General features: G+C 69.3%; 19 protein-coding genes and 2 pseudogenes. 9 read left to right on the forward strand and 12 right to left on the reverse strand.

Annotated elements, in window-relative coordinates; all coding sequences use genetic code 11:
- The first annotated feature begins 224 nt into the window (after positions 1 to 224).
- From ACH4K4_RS00150 to ACH4K4_RS00160, 3 genes are read left to right on the forward strand one after another with little or no spacing between them, the layout of a single operon-like run.
- Complete coding sequence (locus ACH4K4_RS00150) at positions 225 to 1688, forward strand: acetyl-CoA carboxylase biotin carboxylase subunit family protein (RefSeq protein WP_398163705.1); 1464 nt, start codon at positions 225 to 227, stop codon at positions 1686 to 1688.
- The gene (locus tag ACH4K4_RS00155; RefSeq protein WP_398163706.1) at positions 1685 to 3697 is read left to right on the forward strand and encodes a PEP/pyruvate-binding domain-containing protein; all 2013 of its coding nucleotides are present in this window, start codon (positions 1685 to 1687) and stop codon (positions 3695 to 3697) included. Before ACH4K4_RS00150 ends, ACH4K4_RS00155 begins: the two co-directional genes overlap by 4 nt.
- Complete coding sequence (locus ACH4K4_RS00160; RefSeq protein ID WP_398163707.1) at positions 3694 to 5163, forward strand: MFS transporter; 1470 nt, start codon at positions 3694 to 3696, stop codon at positions 5161 to 5163. Before ACH4K4_RS00155 ends, ACH4K4_RS00160 begins: the two co-directional genes overlap by 4 nt.
- Here ACH4K4_RS00160 and ACH4K4_RS00165 read toward each other — a convergent pair.
- The 7 genes and pseudogenes from ACH4K4_RS00165 to ACH4K4_RS00195 all read right to left on the reverse strand — a co-directional run bounded on the left by ACH4K4_RS00165 (position 5106) and on the right by ACH4K4_RS00195 (position 10448).
- The gene (locus tag ACH4K4_RS00165) at positions 5106 to 5750 is read right to left on the reverse strand and encodes a hypothetical protein (RefSeq protein ID WP_398163708.1); all 645 of its coding nucleotides are present in this window, start codon (positions 5748 to 5750) and stop codon (positions 5106 to 5108) included. The genes ACH4K4_RS00160 and ACH4K4_RS00165 overlap by 58 nt on opposite strands.
- 235 nt (positions 5751 to 5985) lie before the next feature.
- Positions 5986 to 6078, reverse strand: a pseudogene (locus tag ACH4K4_RS00170) (YjbQ family protein); the annotation flags it as partial.
- A 188-nt stretch (positions 6079 to 6266) separates the two neighbouring features.
- A pseudogene (locus tag ACH4K4_RS00175) lies at positions 6267 to 6400 on the reverse strand (IS5/IS1182 family transposase); the annotation flags it as partial.
- A 42-nt stretch (positions 6401 to 6442) separates the two neighbouring features.
- Positions 6443 to 6640: a hypothetical protein gene (locus ACH4K4_RS00180; protein ID WP_398163709.1), complete on the reverse strand. Its 198-nt coding sequence runs from the start codon at positions 6638 to 6640 to the stop codon at positions 6443 to 6445.
- Between the two features lie 107 nt (positions 6641 to 6747).
- Positions 6748 to 7824 carry a hypothetical protein gene (locus tag ACH4K4_RS00185; RefSeq protein ID WP_398163710.1) on the reverse strand — a complete coding sequence of 359 codons (1077 nt, stop codon included), beginning with the start codon at positions 7822 to 7824 and terminating at the stop codon, positions 6748 to 6750.
- Entirely contained in the window at positions 7824 to 10034 is a 2211-nt protein-coding gene (locus ACH4K4_RS00190; RefSeq protein WP_398163711.1) for a hypothetical protein, read from the reverse strand. Before ACH4K4_RS00190 ends, ACH4K4_RS00185 begins: the two co-directional genes overlap by 1 nt.
- 15 nt (positions 10035 to 10049) lie before the next feature.
- Entirely contained in the window at positions 10050 to 10448 is a 399-nt protein-coding gene (locus ACH4K4_RS00195) for a hypothetical protein (protein ID WP_398163712.1), read from the reverse strand.
- Positions 10449 to 11521: 1073 nt separating this feature from the next.
- On the opposite strand from ACH4K4_RS00195, the gene ACH4K4_RS00200 reads away from it, so the two are divergent.
- Together ACH4K4_RS00200 and ACH4K4_RS00205 are read left to right on the forward strand one after the other, a co-directional pair.
- Positions 11522 to 12334 (forward strand): SDR family NAD(P)-dependent oxidoreductase, encoded by an 813-nt coding sequence (locus ACH4K4_RS00200; RefSeq protein ID WP_398163713.1) that lies wholly within the window; start codon positions 11522 to 11524, stop codon positions 12332 to 12334.
- Between the two features lie 647 nt (positions 12335 to 12981).
- Entirely contained in the window at positions 12982 to 13254 is a 273-nt protein-coding gene (locus ACH4K4_RS00205) for a GNAT family N-acetyltransferase (RefSeq protein WP_398163714.1), read from the forward strand.
- 134 nt (positions 13255 to 13388) lie between these two features.
- Here ACH4K4_RS00205 and ACH4K4_RS00210 read toward each other — a convergent pair whose 3' ends face one another.
- From ACH4K4_RS00210 to ACH4K4_RS00230, 5 genes are all read right to left on the reverse strand, one after another.
- Positions 13389 to 14624, reverse strand: a complete 1236-nt coding sequence (locus ACH4K4_RS00210; protein ID WP_398163715.1) for a serine hydrolase domain-containing protein — start codon at positions 14622 to 14624, stop codon at positions 13389 to 13391.
- A gap of 353 nt (positions 14625 to 14977) precedes the next feature.
- The gene (locus ACH4K4_RS00215; protein ID WP_398163716.1) at positions 14978 to 15367 is read right to left on the reverse strand and encodes a DUF1048 domain-containing protein; all 390 of its coding nucleotides are present in this window, start codon (positions 15365 to 15367) and stop codon (positions 14978 to 14980) included.
- Positions 15368 to 15369: 2 nt separating this feature from the next.
- Positions 15370 to 15699 (reverse strand): PadR family transcriptional regulator, encoded by a 330-nt coding sequence (locus ACH4K4_RS00220; RefSeq protein WP_398163717.1) that lies wholly within the window; start codon positions 15697 to 15699, stop codon positions 15370 to 15372.
- Between the two features lie 473 nt (positions 15700 to 16172).
- Positions 16173 to 16949, reverse strand: coding sequence for a MerR family transcriptional regulator (locus ACH4K4_RS00225; RefSeq protein ID WP_398163718.1), 777 nt, complete (start codon positions 16947 to 16949; stop codon positions 16173 to 16175).
- A gap of 4 nt (positions 16950 to 16953) precedes the next feature.
- Entirely contained in the window at positions 16954 to 17106 is a 153-nt protein-coding gene (locus tag ACH4K4_RS00230; protein ID WP_398163719.1) for a hypothetical protein, read from the reverse strand.
- 361 nt (positions 17107 to 17467) lie between these two features.
- Here ACH4K4_RS00230 and ACH4K4_RS00235 point away from each other — a divergent pair, with 361 nt between their 5' ends.
- The 4 genes from ACH4K4_RS00235 (at position 17468) to ACH4K4_RS00250 (ending at position 21675) form a co-directional block, all read left to right on the forward strand.
- Positions 17468 to 18631 (forward strand): serine hydrolase domain-containing protein, encoded by a 1164-nt coding sequence (locus tag ACH4K4_RS00235; protein WP_398163720.1) that lies wholly within the window; start codon positions 17468 to 17470, stop codon positions 18629 to 18631.
- A 151-nt stretch (positions 18632 to 18782) separates the two neighbouring features.
- Entirely contained in the window at positions 18783 to 19040 is a 258-nt protein-coding gene (locus ACH4K4_RS00240; protein ID WP_398163721.1) for a helix-turn-helix domain-containing protein, read from the forward strand.
- A gap of 312 nt (positions 19041 to 19352) precedes the next feature.
- A complete protein-coding gene (locus ACH4K4_RS00245; RefSeq protein WP_398163722.1) occupies positions 19353 to 20072 on the forward strand; it encodes a TetR/AcrR family transcriptional regulator in 720 nt (239 codons plus the stop codon).
- 226 nt (positions 20073 to 20298) lie between these two features.
- Complete coding sequence (locus tag ACH4K4_RS00250) at positions 20299 to 21675, forward strand: FAD-dependent oxidoreductase (protein WP_398163723.1); 1377 nt, start codon at positions 20299 to 20301, stop codon at positions 21673 to 21675.
- Positions 21676 to 21734: the final 59 nt, after the last annotated feature.

Raw genomic sequence — 21734 nt, forward strand, 5'->3', positions numbered from 1 at the left:
GCACCCGCCTCCGGTGGCACTTCCGGCACCCGCCTTCTGATTCCCTTGTGTGTGTCACCGGCTACCCGCCGTGTTCTACGCGGGTTGCGTCACCATGTCCCGATCTCGGTCGACGGGCGGCGCCAGGCCGGGCAGCGGGGCCGGGCCACGGCCCGACGCCCCGGACGGACGCCCGACGCCCCGGACGGACGAGCGAACAGACAAGTGATGGGAGACGAATTTCAGTGAGCACGGTGCTGTTGGTGCACGCCAAGGGTGGTCCGCCACTCGGCCATGTCCTGTCCCGGACAGCCGCGAGGGCGGACGTGCACCTGCTGGCGCTCAGCGCGCTTCCGCCGTCGGTCGCCGCCTCCGCGGAGCGTCTGTGCGCCTCGGTCGTGCTGCCCACCGACGCGGAGCGGTCCGACCTGGTCTCGTTGATCGTCTCGCGAGCCGAAGCCGTCGGCGCGGACGCGGTTCTCACCTTCTCCGAGTACGCGGTCGTGGCCGTCGCCGAGGCGTGTGAGGTGCTCGGTCTCGCCGGGGCGGGAGACGCCGCCGCACTTGCCCGCGACAAGCGGATGATGCGGCACACCTGGCATCGGCACGGCCTGCCGCAGCCCGCGTTCCGCCCCGTCACCACACAGGCGGACCTGCACGAGGCCGTCGCCGCCCTGACCGCTCCCCTGCTGCTGAAGGCGGCCTGGAGCGCCGGTTCCACCGCCCATCAGATCATCGGCTCCCCGCAGGAGGCCGACGCCGCCTGGCAGCGCTCGCGCGCAACCATGGACCAGTCCGCCCGGTTGGGCTTCGCCGAGCTCCATGTGGCCGATGCAGCGGGGCACTTCGTGGTCGAGGAGATCGTGACCGGCGACACCGCGGGCTGGTTCGACGAGTCCGGCTGGGGCGACTACGTCAGCGTCGAAGGCGTGGTGACCGGCGGCGTCTTCCGACCGGTCTGCGTCAGCGGCCGGATGCCGACGGTGCAGCCGTTCACCGAGCGCGCCGGCATCACCCCCGCGTCGCTTCCCGCGGATCTCCAGGACCGCGTCGTCGCCCTCGCCCGGGAGGCCGTCGATGCCCTCGGCCTGCGCGACTGCGGCACCCACACCGAGATCAAGCTCGGCGCCGACGGGCGCATGTGGCTGATCGAGACGGCCGCCCGGTTCGGCGGCGCGATGACCGTCCCGCAGATCGAGGAGGTGTTCGGGCTCGACGTCGTCGGCATGCTCGTGGACCATCTTCTGGGCCGTCCGGTCGCCTGGCCCGAGCGGGTCCTCGGCCCGGAGCAGGCACGGGGCGCCGCGGGTTCCCTCGTCGTCCTCGCGCTGGACGGCCGCGGCGCGGCCTGGCGGGACCGCAGGCTGTGGGACTTCCCCGTGGTGCAGGAGGCCGTCGCGCTGAGCGAGGGCAGCACGCTCTCGGTGGTCCCGGAGAGTTCCCTGCCCGACGGCAGCACCGTGCCGGTCTACGACCCCGCCGGCGGCGCCAACACGATGGCGGCCCTGTGCCTGCTCTCCGCCGCCGACGCGCGCACCGTGCTCCGTGACTTCACGGCTCTGGTGGACGCGCTGCCCGATGTGCTGCCGCCCGCCGCGCCGCGGTCCGGGTCTCCGGCCGCCCGGCCCCCGTCCACGGCCGCACCGTCAGCGTCCCCCGCCCGCCCGGGCGTCCGGCCGACCGTACCGTCCGAGGGAGTCGCCGTATGACCACCGCTCCGCTCCCCGTCAGCGTCGCGGATCCCGCGACCGACCGCACGGTCATCGGTGAGAACCTCTCACTGCCGCTCTTCCGTACGCTGTCCGGAGTCCTGGCAGGCCACCCGTACCTGAAGGTCGTCGTCGACCGCGCCGAAGCCACCTGGCACCTGCTCGACACGGCCGCCCACCCCTTCCACGTGAACTACATCGCCACCCGTGTCCTCGGCATGGACCTCTCCGAACTCGATGCCCGACTGGACGAATTCAACGCGTCCGTCTACATGGACCCCGAGCGCCGCTTCCTGCTCGGGGTGCTGTCCCTGCACACCGACGAGGACCGGGAGGGCCGCGAGCGCACCTTCCTCGTGCTGGAGACGACCGAGGCCGACACCATGCACGGGGAGTTGCTGGAGTTCTTCTACGCCTTCGTCCGGGAGCGCGTCGACGGCAGGCTGCCGCTCCTGCTCAAGCCCGCCAACCACGGTCAGGAGGAGGCACTGGCCTCGGTCAGTGAGCAGCGGGTGCCGCGCATCCTCGGTCACGAACTCTTCGGCTCCAGGGTCCGCATGCCGCTCAACGCCGGGGAAGCCACCGGCCGGCTGCGCTGCTTCAAGACCGTGGCGGAGTACGAGGCGGCGGCCGGCGGGCTCGGCTGGTCGGACATCGTCGCCATGCCCTGCCTGCCGGACGGCGTGCAGCGGGTGGCCGGTTTCATCAACACCGCGCCCATCACCCCGCTGTCCCACACCAACGTCCTGGCCTCCGGATGGGGCATCCCCAACGCGATCGTCCGCGACCTGGACCAGCTCGTCGAGAAGGACGACTTGGACGGGGCCTGGGTCCGCTACCGGGTCCGCGAGGACGAGATCACCCTGGAGCGGCTGGAACAGGCCCCCGAACTGCGGGCCCCGGCCTGGCACCAGCAGCGCATCCGCCTGGAACCACCGCTCCTGGAGGACGCGCCCGTACTCTCCCTGCACCGGCTGCGCAGCGCCGACCGGGACCGCTACGGCACCAAGGCGGCCAACCTCGGAGAGCTGCACCACGTGCTCGACAGCCGCACGGCCGACCTCACCGCGTTCTACGGCCGCCCCCGCCCACCCCGTAAGAACCTGTACGGGCATCTCGCGGCCCGGCTCGGCCTGGGCGCACCCTCCGCCGCCGAACTCCGTGCGGCCGCGGCCTCCTTCGTGGCCGCCACCGTCGCGGCCCCCGAGGGCGTGGCCCTGCCGTTCTCCCTCCTGGACCGCTTCCTCACCTCCTCCCCCGCGCTCCAGCAGGGCATCGGCAAGCTGAAGATGGCGCTCGAACTCGACGCCATGAGCGTCCTCGATTCGCTCTGCCTGCAGATCCAGCACCTGATCCGGCATGCCACGATGCCCGACTCCGTCACCGGGGAGATCACCCGCTCCTTCCCCGCCCCGCTCGCCGCGGGCGGCCGTCTCGTGGTGCGCTCCTCCTCCAACGCCGAGGACCTGCCGGGCTTCTCCGCGGCAGGGGTCTACGACTCGGTCACCACCGTCCGCGGCACCGGCGAACTCCTCGACGCCGTACGGCAGGTGTGGGCCTCCCTGCTCTCGCCGCGCAGTGTGCGGCTGCGCCATCAGGTGGGCATATCCCTGGACGACACCTACATGGGCGTGATCATCCAGGAGTACGTCCCCGCCGCGCTCGGCGGCGTCCTGGTGACCTGCGATCCCACCCGGCGCGAGGACTTCCGCAACGTCTACCTCAACTGTTCGCCAGGCTCGCCCGAACAGGTCGTCGAGGGAGAGGTGCTGCCGCAGCAGTACCTCTACAACACCGTCGAGGGCGGCGGGCGCACCGTCGCCCTCGGTTCCTGGAGCGAGGGCCTGCCCGCCGCCACACGGGCCCGGCTCGCCGACCTGTCTCTGACCGGCCGGCTGCTCCAGTCCCACTTCAGCGCCCCCGAGGTGGACGACCCGCTGGACATCGAGTGGCTGCTGACCGACCAGGGCGACTTCCGCCTGGTCCAGATCCGCCCCTACGCGCTGTGAGGCCCCGCCTTCCGCGCTCCGCGGCGCGGCCCGCGGCCACGCCCCTGACCGGCACCGCCCGCCGCATTATCCGCCTCAACTACGGCTTCCAGCTGCTGTTCAACCTGCTGTGGTGGATGCCGGTGTTCTACGCCTACCAGAAGGACGCCGGACTCTCCGACGGGCAGATCTTCGGTATCCAGAGCATCTACTACGTGGCCTTCTGCCTCTTCGAGATACCGACCGGGCTGATCGCCGACCGTATCGGTACCCGCAACTGCCTGCGGGCCGGCGCCGTCGTGATGACGGCCGCGAACCTCGCCCCGGTGATCAGTTCCTCGTACACCGGCTTCCTCGTACACTTCCTCGCCATCGCCGCCGGCCGCTCCCTCACCTCGGGCGCGGCCAGCGCCTACCTGTACGACGGGCTGCGCGCCGAGGGATGCGAGGAGCACTACCTCAAGGCGGAGGGGACCGCCCGGGCACTCGGACTCGCCGCGAAGATCCTGTGCTGGCCCCTGGTCGGGCCGCTGATGGTCCTCGTCCACCCGGCCCCGTATCTCCTGAGCGCCCTGAGCGCGGCGGGTTCCCTGATCTGCGTCATCGCCCTGCCCCGAACAGCAACACCCGCCAAGGCTCGCGCTACGACCTCGCCGGGCCGGACCGATAAGCCCCGAGCACCACGAGGCGGGCGCGGCACCTCGCTGGGCGAAGCGAAGGCAGCGCTGCGCTGCGTCGTCTCCTCGCCGTGGCTGGCGCTGGTCATGGTGCAGGGCGTGGCCGTGTTCACCCTGTCCAGGATCTGCCAGGTCAACCTCTTCCAGCCGATCCTGCTCGACCACGGCATCGGCGAGTCCGCGCACGGCGGGGTACTCGCCGCCATGACGGTGGCGGAGGCCGTGGGCTCGGCACGGCCCCAGTGGCTGGGCCGCCGCCTGACACCGGTGGCCTGGGTCTCCGTCCTCAGCCTCGTCCTCGCGGGCACCCTGGCGGGCATCACCCTCGGCGGGCCCTGGGCGGTCGTCGCTCTCCTCTGCGTGTTCGCCGCCGCGGCCGGCTTCGCCTATCCCATCCAGCGCAAGCTGGTCAACGACGCCGTACCTGCCGGCGCCCCACGGGCCACGCTGCTGTCGGTCGAGTCGATCGTGGACCGCGGGGTGTGCGCGCTGGCGGCCGTCGCCGTGGGCGCCTACCTCTCCGCAGGCCACCTGGACGCCCTGCTCTGGCACAGCGCCCTGGCGACCGCGGTGCTGCTCGGCGCTTTCCAACTGGTCCTGCGGAGCACGAGGACGCGGCGCGGTGCGGAGGAGACGACGGAGGGGGCTGCCACTGGGCAGCCGGCGAACCAGCCGGTCCCGGACGCGCCAGAGGATCCGGGCCCCGCGTCGACGACATCCGGGGCGCCGGGCGCAGACGCACACGCAACTGTTCAGACGCGCCCACGGGAGCCGTACGCCAGGCACTCGATCACTCGGACCGGGAGGTAGGCGGGACGGAAGGGCCGTCCGACCCGATAGGCCACGTAACCGAGCGAAGCCGCCACGTACGTCTCCTTGGCGGTCTCCCCCTCGTAGACGAGGCGACAGCCGCGCGCCGCGGCCTTGGCACGCTTCCAGAGAACGGGCGCCGGCTTACGCTCCGCCTCGGTGCGCGGAGTGAGAATCCGGTCGCCGAAATCCTCCCAGGCGAACGGGACGGGGCCCTTCCACGCGCCGTCGACCTCCTTCTTCAGGGCGGCAGCGCGCTCGGCATCCGTCTTGCCCCACGAGGACGGCACGTTGGTGATCAGCCCGACCTTGATGTGCCGCTCCCGCAACGTGCGCAGGTACGCGGCCGCACCCGGCAGGTAGCTGATGCCGGAGTCCGCGGCCGTGTGCACCAGAGTCTCGCCCAGATCGAAGTAGACGATGGCACAGCCGCGCGCCGAAGGCGTCCGCGCCCCGACCGGAACGCCGTGCGACGCGTCCGCCGGCACGGCCGCGCTCATCGTGGTACCCAGCATGACCGACGCCACCACGGCGGCCGGCAACACGAGACCGATACGGAAGAAGCCACGGAAGGAGTTTCTCTGCATGGCGTTCGGCGCCTCTCTCTTCGACGCGCCGCACAAACGCGCCCCACGTCAGGTGCGTGACAACAGACGCACGAAGCACCCCTAAGGCCCCTCGCACCCCCGGAAGAGACCCTCTCCCCCGTCATCGCTGCTTCCCGCCATACCCCTGAACAGCACACGCCACTCGCCGACACACCACCGAACACGTCGGCCGCCTCCTCACGGGGGGGGCGGCCACACTCAGAACGGTCTCGGGTCAACCCAGGAAGCTGAGCCGCACCTGGCGACTGGGGTTGCCGCCGTTCGCGTCCACCAGGCAGACGGACTGCCAAGTGCCAGCGCCAACTCTTCGCTCACGAGGAGCGGCCCAGGGGCCCCTCACGCGGTTGACACGGAGCGTACCCGCTTAGGGCCTGACGCCTCATCAGGAAACTTAGCCTCGAGTCAGCATCAGTACGGACCGGAGGTGGCCAGAGGCAATCGAACTTGCACACCCGCCCCGGCCTGCCCGTCACCCCCGCGCAGGCCGGACGATCCCCACGGTCGGCCGCGCCGCACCTCGGCGGCGCCTTCGCGGCGCAGTGCGGTCACCAACTTGCCAAAACAGCGCAGGCTCAGCTCGGTGAACGGGCTATCCAGGACGGCTCCGACGCCGTGATCACACCAACCACGACGAGATCCTCACGCGGTTTCTGCCGGCACTGGCGCGCTGATCACTTGCTGGACAGGCGGAGATCCTCCCCGGACCAGGTCTCGCACCGGACACGGCCGGAGTCGAAGGCGATCTCCAGCGCGAGTCGGCCGGTGTCCGGGCCCGCTTCTTCACGTACCGCCAGGACCGTCTCGCCGAGGTGGTCCGCGAACGGAGTCTCGCTGTGAACCGGTCCAACCCAGCCCCATGCAGCGGGCACTCGTTCAATGGTTTCGACTCCGCCCAACGACCGTACTGTCAACGAAAGCCCCAGCTCACGCGCTTATACGGGACAAGTCTTCCATGGGCATTTCTCGCAAAGAAGCGTCAGGGCAGATCGACTGGACGCGACGCGCAACCGTGTGAGCGCGCCGATCGTTTGGCGAAGTGCGCGAGCGCCGTGCGTTGGGCTGTGGGATCCGGCTTGGTGAAGGTTTCGGAGGTGCGCAGCGTCTCCGCGGTGTATAAGGCGGTGCCACCTTGCTTTGGGCAGGGCGTCGAGAGCCAGTACAGGCCGTTTGAGTTGCCTGCCGGTGCGGTAAAAGTGTCTCCGCGGACGGAGACGTCCACGCGTCCGTTCTGGACGAAGGGGCCGTAGTAGGCAGCCAGCCGATATGACGGCTCGCCCTTCTCGTCCAGGACGAAGCAGTCTTCGATGGGAGCGAGCGGATCGGTGACGCTCTCAAGCACCGGTGCGTTGATGCCCGCACACGTCCCGGTGGCTTTCCCTGCCGGAGTATACGATTCCAGTGGCGGGACGTCCGGGACTCGATCGATCTCCCGTCCAGGCGGCGCGTTGCATCCGGCCTGCTCGGCGGCCTTTACGGCCGTGTGCGTGGCGATTCGCGCGAAGCGGGCCCGTCTCTCATCGTTCGCCTCTGTGCCCGCACTCCGAGGCTGGGCCTGCAGGTTGACAACAAGGTCTTCCGCCGCCCTGCCACCGCACGACATGACGATGGTTGCCCTGGCATCTGGCGTGGAGAAGTTACCGAACACGCCTCGCCAGCCGTTGGCAATGGGCGACACGAATGCCGTGGCGGAATAGCTCTCATTGCGTCCGAGGTCGGTCAGCAATTGCTGACTTGGCCTGCCCTGCCCGAGGGTCACCCTGAGCCAGGCATGATCTTTCTTCTCATCAGGCGCGTAGATGACGCACTTCCGGTCGGTGCGGTCGTCACTCGCCCAGGCGCGGTCAGAGGTTAGCCTGCCGTCCACGCCCAGATATTCCTTCAGCTCCTCTTGCGCGACGATGCCCCCGCACGCCCGCGAGACCGCTCTCCCGTCCTGCCACCTGCCGTAAGTACCGGTGACATAGACAGCGCCGGCCGCCACAAAAAGAACAGCCAGTGACACCGCCATCACGCGAAATGCCTTTCCCCGCATCAGATTCACCGGGGCGCGCATCAGTGTTCCCCCCGGAGAACGCCAAGGGCGGAGGCCCGGGAGGTGGCGTAACTCTGCTCGGATTCCTGCTTGACCTGACGGATGGCGTTGCTCTCGGAGTCCTGGCCGCGCACGGCGGCCCACCGGTCGATGAGGTCGTATGTGCCGTCGACACCGGCGGCGTTCTTCTCCGCACCGTCGTTGGCCGCTTTCGCGTCGGCTGCGGCCTTGACGTCTTTCGACCAGTCATACGTGGTCTGGTCGAGCAGACGCTGAGCGGTGTCGCCCACGACGGGAATCGCGGTCAACGGGATCCCGGCGCCGTGGTAGACATATTTCGCGGTGTCGTCTGCCCACTGCTTCCTGCCGTCCCGGTCATCGAGTATGACATCGGAGCCGATGGCGTTATAGGCGCCGAGAACATTGCCCGCATCGCGCGCCGGAGTTTCCCAGTCCGCGTGCGCGCCGCCCGGCTGGGCAGGTGACTTGCCCATTTGTTCGGCCGCGTAGAAACGCTCGGCCTCATAAATCTGCGCGTAGTTCTTGGGGTCGTCGGACACTCCGCGCAGGACGCGCAGCACGCTGCTCTCGGGGACGCCGATGTGGTACTTGCTTTCCCCTTCCTTGTGCCAGGCGTCCGGCCGCCCTTCTGCCGTCGTCCCGTAGTACTTCTCGTGGCCTCCGGCGATGATGTTGTGGGTGTCCTCGGTGTAGTCCGACAGGGCGCGGGCCAGGGGCTGCTGCATGTTGTGGGGGATCTTGTCGCCGCCGTTGCCGCTGTCCAGGCGCTCGATGGTGTCGTGCATGATGCGGGCCTGGCCCTCGGTGTGCCCGCCGTACCTGGTCTGTTCGTGCCCGGGCTGGGCTCCGGTGGTGGCGGCTTCCAGGACGTTGCCGAGGCCGGTGCGGGAGTTGCTCGCGTCGATCTGCTTGGTGTCCAGCACGTCGCCTCGGCCGGTGGTCTCCATGACCTCCAGGTTGGGCCAGTCACGCTTGTCGAGCAGGTACTCCAGCCGGTTCTTGTCGCCATCGTGCTTCGGGTCGAGGTAGCGGGTGGCGGTGTCCGGGTCCTTGCTCATGACGCCCAGCATGTCGTCGACCGGGTCCTTGACCGCGACCGCCTCCACGTCGGCTCCGACGTTGACCTGGTCGTGCTCGTCCCAGATGCCCGGGTGCTTCCTCTCCGCCGCGATGATGTCGCCGGTCAGTCCGGTGGTCATGTGCGCGGGGTAGCCGCTGCCGTCGCCGTGCTTGAGCAGGCCGGTCAGCGCCTGGTAGCCGAGGGTGTGCCGGTTGTCGGCGGCGTCACCGATCTGCTCGGTGCCCAGGGCACGCAGGCCCTTGCGCCACCGCTCGGAGAAGTCCTGGTCCTGGTGGGCGGCGCCGATGCCGTTGGCCAGCGAGCGTTCGATGGTGGCGTACTGCTTGCGGTGGACCTGGTAGACGTCTTCGTCACCGTGGATCCGGTCCAGCTCGTCGGCGAGCTGCAAGGTCTTCTTCGGGCCGAGGCGGTTGAGCAGCATCCGGTTGAACTCGGGGTCGTGCTGGTTGTGGTCCATGACCCGTTCGAGCTCGTTGAGGTCGTGCTGCGACAGCTTCCCGCCCTGGTCGAGCTTGCCCAACAGGTCCGTAGCCCGGGCGGCCTCGTCCGCGTCGATGCTGGTCACTGCCTTGCCGTTGAAGTCCCCGTCTTCCTTGCCGACGTTGTGGCGCAGCGCGATGGCGGCGGCCCGGTCGGTCTCGGCGGCGTCGGTCAGGACTTTCTCGATGCGGGCCTTGAGGGCTTCGATCTTGCGGTTCTGTGCGGCGACGGCTTCTTGGAAGTCCGGGTCGTGCTGTGCGCCCGGGTCCTTCGAAAGATCCTGACGTGCGGTGATCTCGCCCTTGGCGCTGACGTACAGGCCCTCGCGCTTGGCGTCCTCCTCCGCGAGGCGGTGCAGATCGTCCTGGTGCTTCTTCAGCTCGGTGTAGGCGTCGTGCAGGACGCCGCGGATGCCCTTGGCCTCCTGCAGGGCGTAGCTGAACTCCTGGTCGACGGCGGCAACCCGGGCCTGGGCGATGGCCGAGGTGCCGTCGAAGCTGATCCACCCGGCCTTGGTGAAGGGTGTGACGACCTCATTGGTGCACGCCTCGTCCATCGTCGTGAGTTTGCGGATGAGGATGTCCCACTGGTCGGCGGCCCAGGAAAGGCTGGAGACGGGGACGTTGTAGAGCTGCTCGTACGTGATCACGTCAGGGTGCCTGTCTCAGCCTAAGGGGGAGCGAGCCTTGGACACGGCGGCCAGGGTCTCGGAGTTGGCCGTCTCGGTCGTCGTGTAGTTCTCGGCCGTGGTGGTGCACTGCTCGTGCAGGTCACGGCACGTGCGGACCAGGGCTGCGGTCTGCTTCGCCCAGCGTTCCTTCGCCTCGAGCATGGCCCCGCCCAGGTCCCCGCCCCACGAGTCGCCGATCAGATCCTGACCGCCGATCTGCAGGGCGCCGTCGGCCAGACCTGCCTTGGAGTTCAGTTCACCCGCCAGTTCCAGTGCTCCCGCGCCGGCCTTCTTCAGCGAGCCCGGGTCGTCGATCGAGGTCTCACCGAACAGTCCCGAACGGGTCGTCGCCCCGGGCCCCGGCCCGGTGCCCTGCGCAGCCGCAGTGGTCATGAACGGGTCCGTACTCATCACGCCTCCCCCAAGTCCGCGCCACGGCGGGCAAGGTTCGAACACCTGATTGCCGCGCATTGGCCTTCCGCACCTTACGGAGCGGAGAGGTACGTTCTGGTTGCCTCACAGGGGCTCTAACGGATCACTTACGCCACAGTTCACCTCGCCTCGTATGCGTGCGCCAGCAGGCATACAACCCTCCTGCGACCGGCACGACACCGAAGCTGAGATCCTCGCGCCATCGTGAACAGCAGACGCACAGTGACAAGAGGTAGCAAGCCAGTTCAAGGCTCTCCTCGGCCTACCTGGTCTCGACGGGGATGCGAGTTCCCACCCGCCGGATTGTTCAGGGCAGCCACATATTCCGGGGCTTCGTCCGGCAGGAGATCCCCCCGGCCGGCGCCCGCAGTGAGGTCGATGCCGAGTCCCGAAGAGGCGTTACGGTCCGGTCCGCGGCTCCTGGGGTGGCAATGTCGCGCGATGAGTCATCCACTCAACCAGTTCAGTGCAAGGTTGGTGGCCGGGCACATGCATCGCTCGCAGGAACCAGGAACTGCGTTTGGGCATCGGCCGTACGTACCAGGCCGCAGTGGCAGCCAGCATGCGCCCGGCCGATGACCAGCTGTTTAAGGGCACCTGGCACGTTGAGCACAAGGCGAGCGACGCAGGGCGCCGTCACGGCTTGTCCAGCGTGTGGTGCCGGAACGGACGGCAGGTGTACTCGGGCGGGGTAATGGTGGCACCAGGTGATGGGCGCCCGGCGGTGTCAGGGCGACGTCAGAGATGGGGCGAGGCGCTTGCCGTGAGTCGCGCGCGCCCCTTGGATGGTGTGCGTGAACAGCCATCTGCGCCATGACGACCGGCCGCCGCATACGGCGTCGCCGAGTCCTGCGCGCTGCTCACGTCCGGTGCGGTAGCCGCACCGGTACTTCCTTAGCGGCCGCTTTGGTCCGGCCGTGTCCTTCGCTTTCCCGACGCCCCTGCGGCGCTCGGCGAGGTGAAGCGTTCCTGCATCCGGCAGCCTGCTATTCGGCGAGGCCGTGCCGCCTACCCCTTTCTCGGAGTGAATCACCATGTCTCCTGCCGTTCCGGTCTGTCGGCAGACCGTGCTCGTCACCGGTGCAACCTCAGGCATCGGCTGGCAGACCGCCCGGCTGCTCGCCGGGCAGGGCGATACGGTCATCGTCCATGCTCCGGACCAGGCGTCCGGTGACGATGCCATCACCCGCCTGGTGGCCGACGGCGCCAACGCACTTCAACTGCGCCTGGAAGTAGCAGACTTCAGCCGCCTCGACGAGGTACGGGCCATGGCCGCCCGCGTCGCCGACGAGCACCCCACCCTCGACGTCCTCGTCAACAACGCCGCCGTGGCAGCACCCGAGCGGCGCACCCTGACCGCCGACGGCAACGAAATCGCTCTCCAGGTCAACTTCCTCGCGGCCTACCTCCTCACCCACGAACTCCGCGACCCGCTCAGCGCCCAACCGCACAGCCGCGTGATCAACGTGTCCTCCTCCATACACCGCACCGCCTCCATCGCGTGGAGCGATCCCCACCGAGCCAAGCGCTACTCCCGACTCGCCACCTACGCCCAGTCCCAACTCGCCCTGACCGTCTTCGCCCGGGCCGAGGCGCCCTGGACGTCCGTCAGCGTCCACCCCGGCGTATGCGATACCGCGCTGCTCCCCCTGTACGCCCACGAAGGTGATTCCGCCGCCGAAGGCGCCACACACGTGGCGCGCCTGTGCAACCCGTCCACCGAGCTCGTCCCCGGCGCCTACTACGACCGCACCACGCTCTCCCCGCCCGCGCCGGTCGCCCTGGAAGACCGCACCGTCCGCCGCCTGTGCAAGCTCGCCGACCGACTGGTCGCACCAACCCCTTGAGCCCGCGCTCTCGCACCGAAGCCCCGCCCCCTGCCAAAGAGAAAGAGAAGGAACGCACGCCCGTGTCCAAGTGCGCCCGTAAAAAGCGAACCCGGCGCAGGAAGAAGGCCGACCACGGCAGCAGGGCCTGCATCTGACAACGGCCGCTGGCGGCGACGGGTGGTGCGGCACAAGACCGTGCCGCACTACCCGCTGCCCGACTTCTCCGGAGTGATTGGTGCCGATTCCCTTCTTTCATTGCCTCATCCCGGCCGTCGGACCGGGGAAGCCGTGGTTCCCTGCCAGCCATCCGGGCCTAGAAGCCCTCCCGAAACACGCCGCCCGCACCGCAAACGGACGCTGGTGGACCGATCACCCCACCGCTCCCCGCGCCACCGCGGTCTCCTGCGCAGGCCATACAGTCCTGGCAGGCGATCCCCGCGCAACAGCCCCCGAAGAGCTTGCGGTGCTGGCTCACACGTACATCGTCGCCCCGGACCGATTCTTGCCGGTTCTCAGTGCTGCCTTCGACGAGCTGCTGCCCTGGGAACGCATGATGCGGGTCTTGCGCACCCCGGCCCCGCCGCACAGCTCTCCCCCCGAACAATCATCCGCCGTCTCACACCCGACGACGCCCCCAGGCTCCGCGCCCTCGGCCCGGACCTGGCATGGATCAGCGCCAGTCGGGGCTGCTCGCAGGCAGCCGCTATGAGGGCATCGCCGTCGTCACCGAGCCCGCCGCATGCGGACACGGCCTCGCCTCCGCCTGCGTACGCGCGTTGTGCGCGGACATCACCGCCCGGGGCCGCACCCCGAGCTGGGCCTGCTCCCGCGACAACCATCCCAGCCGCTACCTCGCCGCGAAGTCCGGCTTCCACCTGATCTTCGAATATGTGCACCACTTGGCCGGAGCACCCGTGACCACGTCCGGCGTCCCGTAAGCACTTGGGGCACTGCTGCCGGTCCACACTCGCGCCTGGCACAAGGCCGGCTGACCGTCGCTGACGGATATGCGGGGGCCGGCCACGGCCAGTCAAAGCGGCGAGGGCGGGCGTAACGGGACGCGGGCTCGGCGTCAGCCGTCGATTGCCTGGTAGAGGGTGGTCCAGAAGTCGTGGATGGCCCGCGCCGAATCCGGAGTGGACATCCCGGTCTGGGTGAGCAGAATGCCGACGAGTTGGTTGTCCGGGTCGGCGTAGGTGGTGGTGCCGACTCCGCCGTCCCAGCCGAACTGGCCGATGGGTGCGTAGTCGCCCCGGTAGGTGCGCACCGCCATCCCGAAGCCCCAGCCGCCGTGCTGTCCCTGGCCGTGTGACAAATGCACGACGTTACGTGCCCAGGCTTCTCTGGCGGCCAGCTGCTCGGGTGTGAGGCGGTTGGTGGTCATCAGCTCGACGGCGGGCCGGGACAGGATCCGTTGGGTTCCGTGCATCCCGTGGTTCAACAGCATCCGGAAGTAGGCGTGATAGTCGTCGACGGTTGAGTCGAGTCCGCCGCCGCCTGACTGGAACGCCGGAGGCTTGCTGTGGTGTCCTCCTTCGGCCTCGTCCTCCACGTTGAACTCTCCGGTCTGCGGATCGGGGGCGTACAGGGGCGGCAGCCGGTCGATCTTGTCGGCGGGCACGTGGAAACCGGTGTCCTTCATGCCCAGAGGCTCGAAGATGCGTTCGCGCAGGAACGCCTCGAACGACTGGCCGGTGACCCTGGCCACCAGTACCCCGAGCACGTCGTCGCTGACGTTGTACAGCCACCGCTCTCCGGGCTGGTACATCAGCGGAAGCGTGCCCAGGCGGCGCATCCACTCGTCCGGCTCCACTGCCGGCAGCATCCATCCGTTCTCGCCGTAGACCTTCTGCTCGAAGTACGCGCTCATCATCGGGGAGCCCATCGCCGTCGTGTCCAGCCCGAGCCCGCTGGTGGAGGTGAGCAGGTCCCGCACGGTGATCGGACGCCGCGCCGGCACGGTGTCGTCCAGCGGGCTGTCGGGCCGCTTGAGCACCCGCCGGTCGGCCAGTTCCGGCAGCCACTGGTCTACCGGGTCGTCAAGTCGCAGTCGGCACTCGTCCAGCAGGACCATCGCCGCTGCCACCGCGACCGGTTTGGTCGTCGAGGCCATTCGGAATACGGTGTCCCGGCGCATCGGCGCGCCGCCGTCATGGCGCATCGTCCCGAACGCTTCGACGCGTGTCTCCTCGCCTCGGCTGACCAAGGCGACGAGCCCGGGTATTCTCCCGGACTCGACATGCCGTGCCAGCACCTCGCGCAGTCTGCGCAACCCTGCTTCGGAGAAACCGCTGTTGCCTTTTCCCATCGTGAATCTCCTTGTGTGAGCGTGCGATACACAGTGTTCGATCTTGCGAGACCCGTCCCGGCACGGCGCTCATGGGTTTTGCATAGGCGCGCTCGGCGTGGCCCGGTTCGCAGCCCCAAGGGCGCAGTCGCTGAACCGTTCATGGCATCCGCCATCGCCGACCGCTCTGATGAGGGTTGTCACCGTCTTGGCGCCGCCGCTGACATGCGGCGAGAGGTAGCAGCCGGACATGGCCCCGTGGCCGCGTAGTGCAGGTAGTGCAGGTAGTGCAGGAAATGCAGGTAATGCAGGCAATGCAGGTAATCGCTGAAAAGCGGCGCTCGGCCCCCGGGGCACGATGCACTGTGTCGCTATCAGACCGTCTCGTCTTCTTGTCCGGTGTCCTCGCTGGTGGCGCGCTCGATGGCGTCGACCATCTGCTTCCTCGCGCGGGAGGGGGCATAGCCGCCCTCCGAGTAGTTCTGGGCGAACGCCTCGACGAACTCCACCGGGTCCTCCCCGAGGACCTCGCGGATCGGCGTTCCATCCGCCGCAGCCTGCTCGAACAAGTCGGCGAGGTCTTCGAACATTGACGCATTGCTGTCGGCGTTGGTCGGCACGAAGTGCATCAGGTACCGCTCGATCGCTTCAACCGCCATGCGATGGCTCTCGGGAAGCTCCTTGACGCGCGCCCTGTATGCCCTCCAGCGCTTCTTGGGCCCGATCACCTTCGAGATGAAGCCGCTCTTTTCGGCATCGGACATGGCTACTTGCCCCCTTCGCGGAGCTGTTCCAGTCGTTCTGCGAGGAAGCTCCACGTCCTCCAGAACTCTTCGAGGTACTCGCGTCCCTGCGCGTTGAGGGAGTGCACCTTGCGTGGCGGCCCCTTCTCGGAAGGGACCTTCTCCACGTCGACGAGACCGCGCTTCTCCATCCTGATGAGCAGCGCGTAGATGGTCCCTTCGGCGATGTCGGAGAAACCCTGCTCCCGCAGCCGTGCCGTGATCTCGTAGCCGTAGGCGGCCCGGCCGGACAGGGACGCGAGGATGATGCCCTCCAGCGTGCCCTTGAGCATCTCCGTCAGCAGCTTGGCCATGGAACACCTCCTCCCTGATCTATTCAGCGTCATTGACTACCGGTACACCGTAACGCTGACTAGCGGTACTTAGCAAGACCGAGTAGTGGAGGCGCAAGCCGGCACCGCAAGCACTCAGTCCAGCAGCGGTACCGGCGGACCCCCGCGCGAACCACTCTGCTCGTGGCGATCGATGGGTACCTGCACGTGCGCTGCGGTGAAGCCGGTGACGACGCCTGGCTGGCAGAGAGCGACGGCGAGGGACTTGGCTGCGCAGCGGGCGCAGTCCACTGCCGGCATGGACACCTCGACCTCAGCCCTGGGCCAGCCCCCTCAGACGGAGGAACGGTAAAGGACCTGGCATACGACGTCATCTGCGACGGCCGTGCAGGGCAATGACTGTCCGCGCGTCCAGTCCGCCGGGCAGGTTCCGGTCCGACGCGGCAGGGTAGGCCGGGCGTCCCGCCGCAGCACCGGGCCTGCCGGGGCGGCTGTCACTGTTGCGGGACGTCGATGCCGGCCGCACGCAGGTGCGCCTCGATCAGCGCGTTCAACCGGGCGATGGACGGCCCCAGGTCGTCCCGGTGGTGGTTGACCAGTCCGTACCGGGAGGCGGCGTCGGCCTGCTTCTCAAACCCGGCCGGCATCGCCAGCAGCGCGCGGTTGGCCAGCAGCTTGTCGGCCAGCGCGGACGCCAGCTCCTCGACCCGCGGGTCGTCCGGATCCCAGGACTTCGCATCCCAGCCCCGCTTGGTCAGCTCGACGTACTCGGGATCGCCGAGGCAGTGTTCGAGCCGGGTCAGGAAGCTGTCGAAGACAGCCGGAACCAGCGCCCGGGCCAGCACCAGTGCCTCCCGTTGACCGGCCACGTAGTCGGTGCTGAAGCCGAGGCCGGCGAGCCGGTCCAAGACCGCGCAGGCCCGGTCGGGCAGTAGGGCCCGGTCGCCATGGGAGAGCCGGTGCAGCGTGTCGCGGCGCTCGATCAGTTCCTCGATCCGTTCGGTGAGCCGGTGATGCACGTCGTCCAAGGCGGCGGCGAACCGCTCAGGTTCGGCGTCGAGCAGGTCGCCGATCTCGGCCAGCGGCACGCCGGCCCCGGCCAGGGTCCGGACCTGGATCAGCCGGAGCAGGTCGGTCGACCCGTAACGCCGGTAACCCGAACCGTCGCGTTCCGGCTCGGCGACCAGGCCGAGCCGGTGATAGTGCCGCACGGTCTTGATCGTGATGCCGACGTACGCCGCGGCCTGACCGATCGTGAGCCCGTCTGCCATCGGCTCAACGCACCTCCGCATCGTGGGCGGCCGGACCGTGGGCGGCTGCGGTCGCGCGGACCGCGTCGGCGGCAGCGCAAAAGTCCTTGTCCAGGGTCGGGCCGTGGCCGCCGGCGACCTTCGCGCTCACCTTGAGGTACGGGTTGTGGGCGATCACAGAGTGAGGGTAGCGCGCATCTGTTCCCGCTCCCACCCTGGTTGCCGAGGCCGGCGCCCGAGCGACCGCGTACCGCGCCACGACTGCCAACGGTCGAGAACCAGGCCGAGGGCGGCGCGGAGTGCGTGGAACTCAATGGCGATCTCGGCGTACTGGCCGGCGCGGACCGCGGCCAACGCCTGGTCCTGCCCGGGGACGCTTGCGGTGCCGGTCGGTCCGTGGCCGCGGAACAGGTTGACCTTGACCTCGGGTCAGGGTGCACGCTCATCGCATTGCCGCCTCGAAGAGGCCGTTGGCCGCCAGAGCCACGTTGCACTGCGAGCGGTACCAAACACCTACTGTCGCGAGTTAAGGAACGACCATGGAGAAGTCCCTCCACACCACGAAGAACCCCGCTGTCGGGCCGGATCGCCCGGAGCTGCAGAAGGCCATCGAGGAGATCGTCGATCTCGGTCTCGTCGGGGTGTCGCTGCGCGTGCATGATGAGCGGGGCGAGTGGGTCGGCAGCGCAGGGGTGGCCGAACTGGGCGAGACCGCGCCCCCGCCGACCGACGGGCGCGTCCGGATCAGCAGCAACACCAAGACCTTCACCGCGACCCTGGTACTGCAACTGGTGGCTGAGGACAAGGTCGGACTGGACGCCCCGGCGGCTGACTACCTGCCCGGGTTCGGGCTGGACCGGCGGATCACGGTGCGGATGCTGCTGCAACACACCAGCGGGGTGTTCAACCACACCGGCGAGCTTTTGCAGGACGGGACGGTGGTGCCGGGGATCCCCTCCACGATCGCGGGCAAGGAGTGGGTGGACAACCGGTTCAAGACCTACCGGCCCGAGGAGCTGGTACGCCTGGCGCTGTCCAAGCCGGCACGGTTCGAGCCGGGGACGGGCTGGAGCTACTCCAACACCAACTACGTGCTGGCCAGGCTGCTGATCGAGAAGGTCACCGGGCACTCGTGCGCCGAGGTGACTCAGGAGCGGATCGTGGGGCCGCTCGGCCTGTCGGGCACCATCGTTCCGGGCACCTCGCCGGAGATCCCCGCACCGCACGCCCACGCCTATTACCGCTACGAGGACGCCGGCCGGCAGAAGACGGTCGACGTCACCCGCCACAACCCCTCCTGGATCGCCGCCGGCGGTGACATGATCTCCACCACCCGGGATCTCCACACGTTCATCTCCGCGCTGGCGGGCGGCAAGCTCCTGCCGGCCCCGCTGCTGGCCGAGATGCGCACGCCGCACCCCCAGAGCGGCTTCGGCCTGGGGCTGCGCGTACAGGAAGCCGGCCCCGACGGCGGCATCGTCCTCTTCCACAACGGCGGCCACGGCGGCCACGCGGCGTTGATGTACAGCACGCCCGACGGCAGCAAGACCCTGACCGCCGCGCTGAACTACGTGGACGATGCCGCACTGTCTCTGGCCGCGGTGTTCCCGAAGATACAACAGCGGCTCGTCCAGGAGGTGTTCTGCGGCGGACAGGCCGGATCGGCTGACGAAGCGGCCGAGCCGACACAGCCGGCGGGCTGAGCACCTCGGGCCCGTACGCCTTGAACGAACCTACGGGTTCTACTGAGGTTGTGGGGGGGCTGATGGATGGTGACGGTCGCGGTATGCCCGAAGCGTGAGGTAGCCGCAGGGTGGTGGCCTGACTGCTGAGCGCCGGGCCTTTCGCGAGGGGTTGCGCCTGGAGGCGGCGGGGATGTTCGCGGCCGGGCGCGACAACATGGTGGTGGCCAAGCAGTTGCGGGTGAGTGTGCGCTCGGTGCAGCGCTGGCGCCGGGCCTGGGCCGGCGGCGGACCGCCGGCCTTGTGTTCCAAGAGCTCGGCCACCCGGCCCAAATTGAGCGACGTGAAGATCGACAAGCGCAAGAAACTCGTGAGCGGTCGGCAGTCACTGCCATCGGATCGCGACGGGGCGCGGCGCTTCCTCTCGTGAGCCGCTTCCATCCCCATGGTCGCTCTCACCCCCAGAGGGGCTCTCGCGGTCGACACGGAACATAATCATCCGCAACCTGACACCCCATCAGGAAACTCAGCATCGAGTCAGCATCAGTACGACCGGAGGTGGCCAGAGGCGATCGAGCTTGCACACCTGCACCGGCCTGCTCGTCACCCCCGCCCGGGTCGGACGATCCCCCGCGTCGCCCGACCCGGGCAGCTTGGCCGGAGTCTGCGCCGTGGTGGTGCGGACATCCGGAGACCTGCTGAGTATATTGGCTCCCAGCCAGTCAACGCAGGAGTTAACAGCATGTCCCCCCGCAGCCCCTCGGTCAATGAAGAGTTGCGGCGGCGTTCCCGGGAGCGCTTGTTGCAGGCGACCGTCGAGTTGGTGGACGAGCGCGGGTACGAGGCGACGACGCTTGGGGACATCGCCTGCCGCGCCGGTTCTGCGCGCGGGCTGATCTCGTACTACTTTCCGGGCAAGCGGCAGCTGCTGCAGTCCGCCGTGCATCGGCTGATGCACCACTCGCTGCAGGCGGCGCTCGAACGCGAGCCCGTGCCGGCCGGTGAGGACGCGGGCCGGGAGCGGCTGGCGCGGGCCATCGACGCGATTCTGGGGCTGGCGCAGGAACGTCCGCTGCTGATGCGTACGCATATGGCCGGGATCCTGACGGCGGAAGGTTTCATCCAGTGTCCCGAGCAGCAGCAGCTGGCGTTTTTGCTGCGTGACACGGTGGAGCGGTACGGCACCGAGGACGCGGACACGGACTACCGGCTGTTGCGGGCGTTGCTGATGGGGTCGGTGGTGGCGGTGTTGCTGCCCGGTGCGCCGATGCCGGCCGCGCGGCTGCGGGCGGAACTGTTCCAGCGGTACGGGCTGGACTGGGAGCTGGGCTTCCCGCCGAGCGAGGGGCCGGAGCCTCCGTTGGAAGGTCCGCCTCCGTTGCGTGAAGTGCCGCCCTCGTTGCACGAGGCGGAACCTCCCGAGGCGTCCACGTTGGGGGACGGGGCCGTGTTGCCGGGGTGAACGGCCTGGGGCCGGGGGCGGGAAAATATCACTCTGGTGAGTTAATGCTGCGCGACGTGCCGGGCTCACTCCTGAGGGGGGTGTTGCTGGTAGGAGCGCGGCCCGTCCTCGACTTGGCGTATGCGGACCGCGGTCTGTCCTGGCCGTGGGGCAACTTCGGTGGCGCACCTCCCACTTCCCCTACACCAGTGCGACCCTGGTAGTACTCCGCGGGAAGGGGCCCCTCGTGCTTCGTGTCGCAGTGATCGGTTCGGGACCGAGTGGTGTCTACACCGCTCAGGCGCTGGTCGGGCAGGAGGCGGTGCCGGACGTGGAGGTGTACGTCCTCGACCGGTTGCCATGCCCGTACGGACTGGTCCGCTACGGTGTCGCGCCCGACCACGAGAAGATCAAATCGCTGCAGCACAATCTCCGTTCGGTGCTGGAGCATCCGCGCGTGCACTTCCTGGGCAACGTCGACGTGGGGGCCGACGGCCTGGGGCCGCGGGAGCTGCGGAGCGTCTTCCATGCGGTCGTGTACTGCGTGGGGGCCGCCACCGACCGCCGCATGGGCATCCCGGGCGAGGATCTGCCCGGCAGCCACTCCGCCACCGACTTCGTCTCCTGGTACAGCGCGCACCCGGACGCGGCGGGCCGCTGCTTCCGGCCGGACGCGCGGTCGGCGGTGGTGATCGGGGTGGGCAACGTCGCCGTGGACGTGGCGCGCGTCCTCGCCCGGCGGGCCGACGAGCTGGCCGGTACGGACGTGCCGCAGGGGGCGCTCGGCGCACTGGCGGAGAGCCGCGTCGAGGACGTGTGGATGGTGGGGCGGCGAGGGCCGTCGCAGGCGAAGTTCACCACCAAGGAACTGCGCGAGCTGGGAGCGCTGCCGGGCGCCGACGTGGTCGTACGGCCCGAGGAGCTGGCGCTGGATCCCGCGTACGGCGATCCAGCGGGGCTGCCCGCGGTGAACCGGCGCAACGTGGAGGTGCTGCGCGGCTGGGCCGAGCGCGGTGCGGCGGCGGGGGCGGGCGGCGGCCATGAGCGGCCGCGCCGGATACACCTGCGGTTCTTCCTGCGGCCTGTCGAGCTGGTCGGGGACGCGGCGGCGGGAGTGCGCGCGGTGCGGTTCGAGCGGACGGTGCCGGACGGGCTGGGCGGGGTCACGGGCAGCGGGCAGTACGAGGAGATCGCGGCGCAGCTCGTCCTGCGGTCGGTCGGGTACAAGGGGACGCCGCAGCCGGGCCTGCCGTTCGACGCGGCGACCGGGACGGTGCCGCACTCCGAGGGGCGGGTGCTGCGGGACGGCGTCCCGTCCCCCGGCGAGTACGTGGCGGGGTGGATCAAGCGGGGACCGACCGGTGTGATCGGCACGAACCGGCCGTGCGCCAAGCAGACCGCGGCCGCCCTGCTGGCGGACGCGGGCGGGCTGGCACGCGGGCCCGTGCCGGACGATCCGCTGGTCGCGCTGCGGCGAGCGGGTCAGCGGCCCGTTCCCTGGCCGGGCTGGCTGGGTATCGAGGCGGCGGAGGCGGCGCTCGGCCGGGAGCTGGGGCGGACGGCCGCCGTGAAGATCGCGGACTGGTCCGGGCTGCTGGTGGCGGCCGCGCGCGGGCAACGCTGACCGGATGTCGGGGCCGGGGGCCGGGTGTCGGGACCGGGTGCCGGGACCGGGTGCTCGCG

The organism is Streptomyces sp. NPDC017529 (assembly GCF_044329785.1).
Taxonomy (GTDB): domain Bacteria; phylum Actinomycetota; class Actinomycetes; order Streptomycetales; family Streptomycetaceae; genus Streptomyces.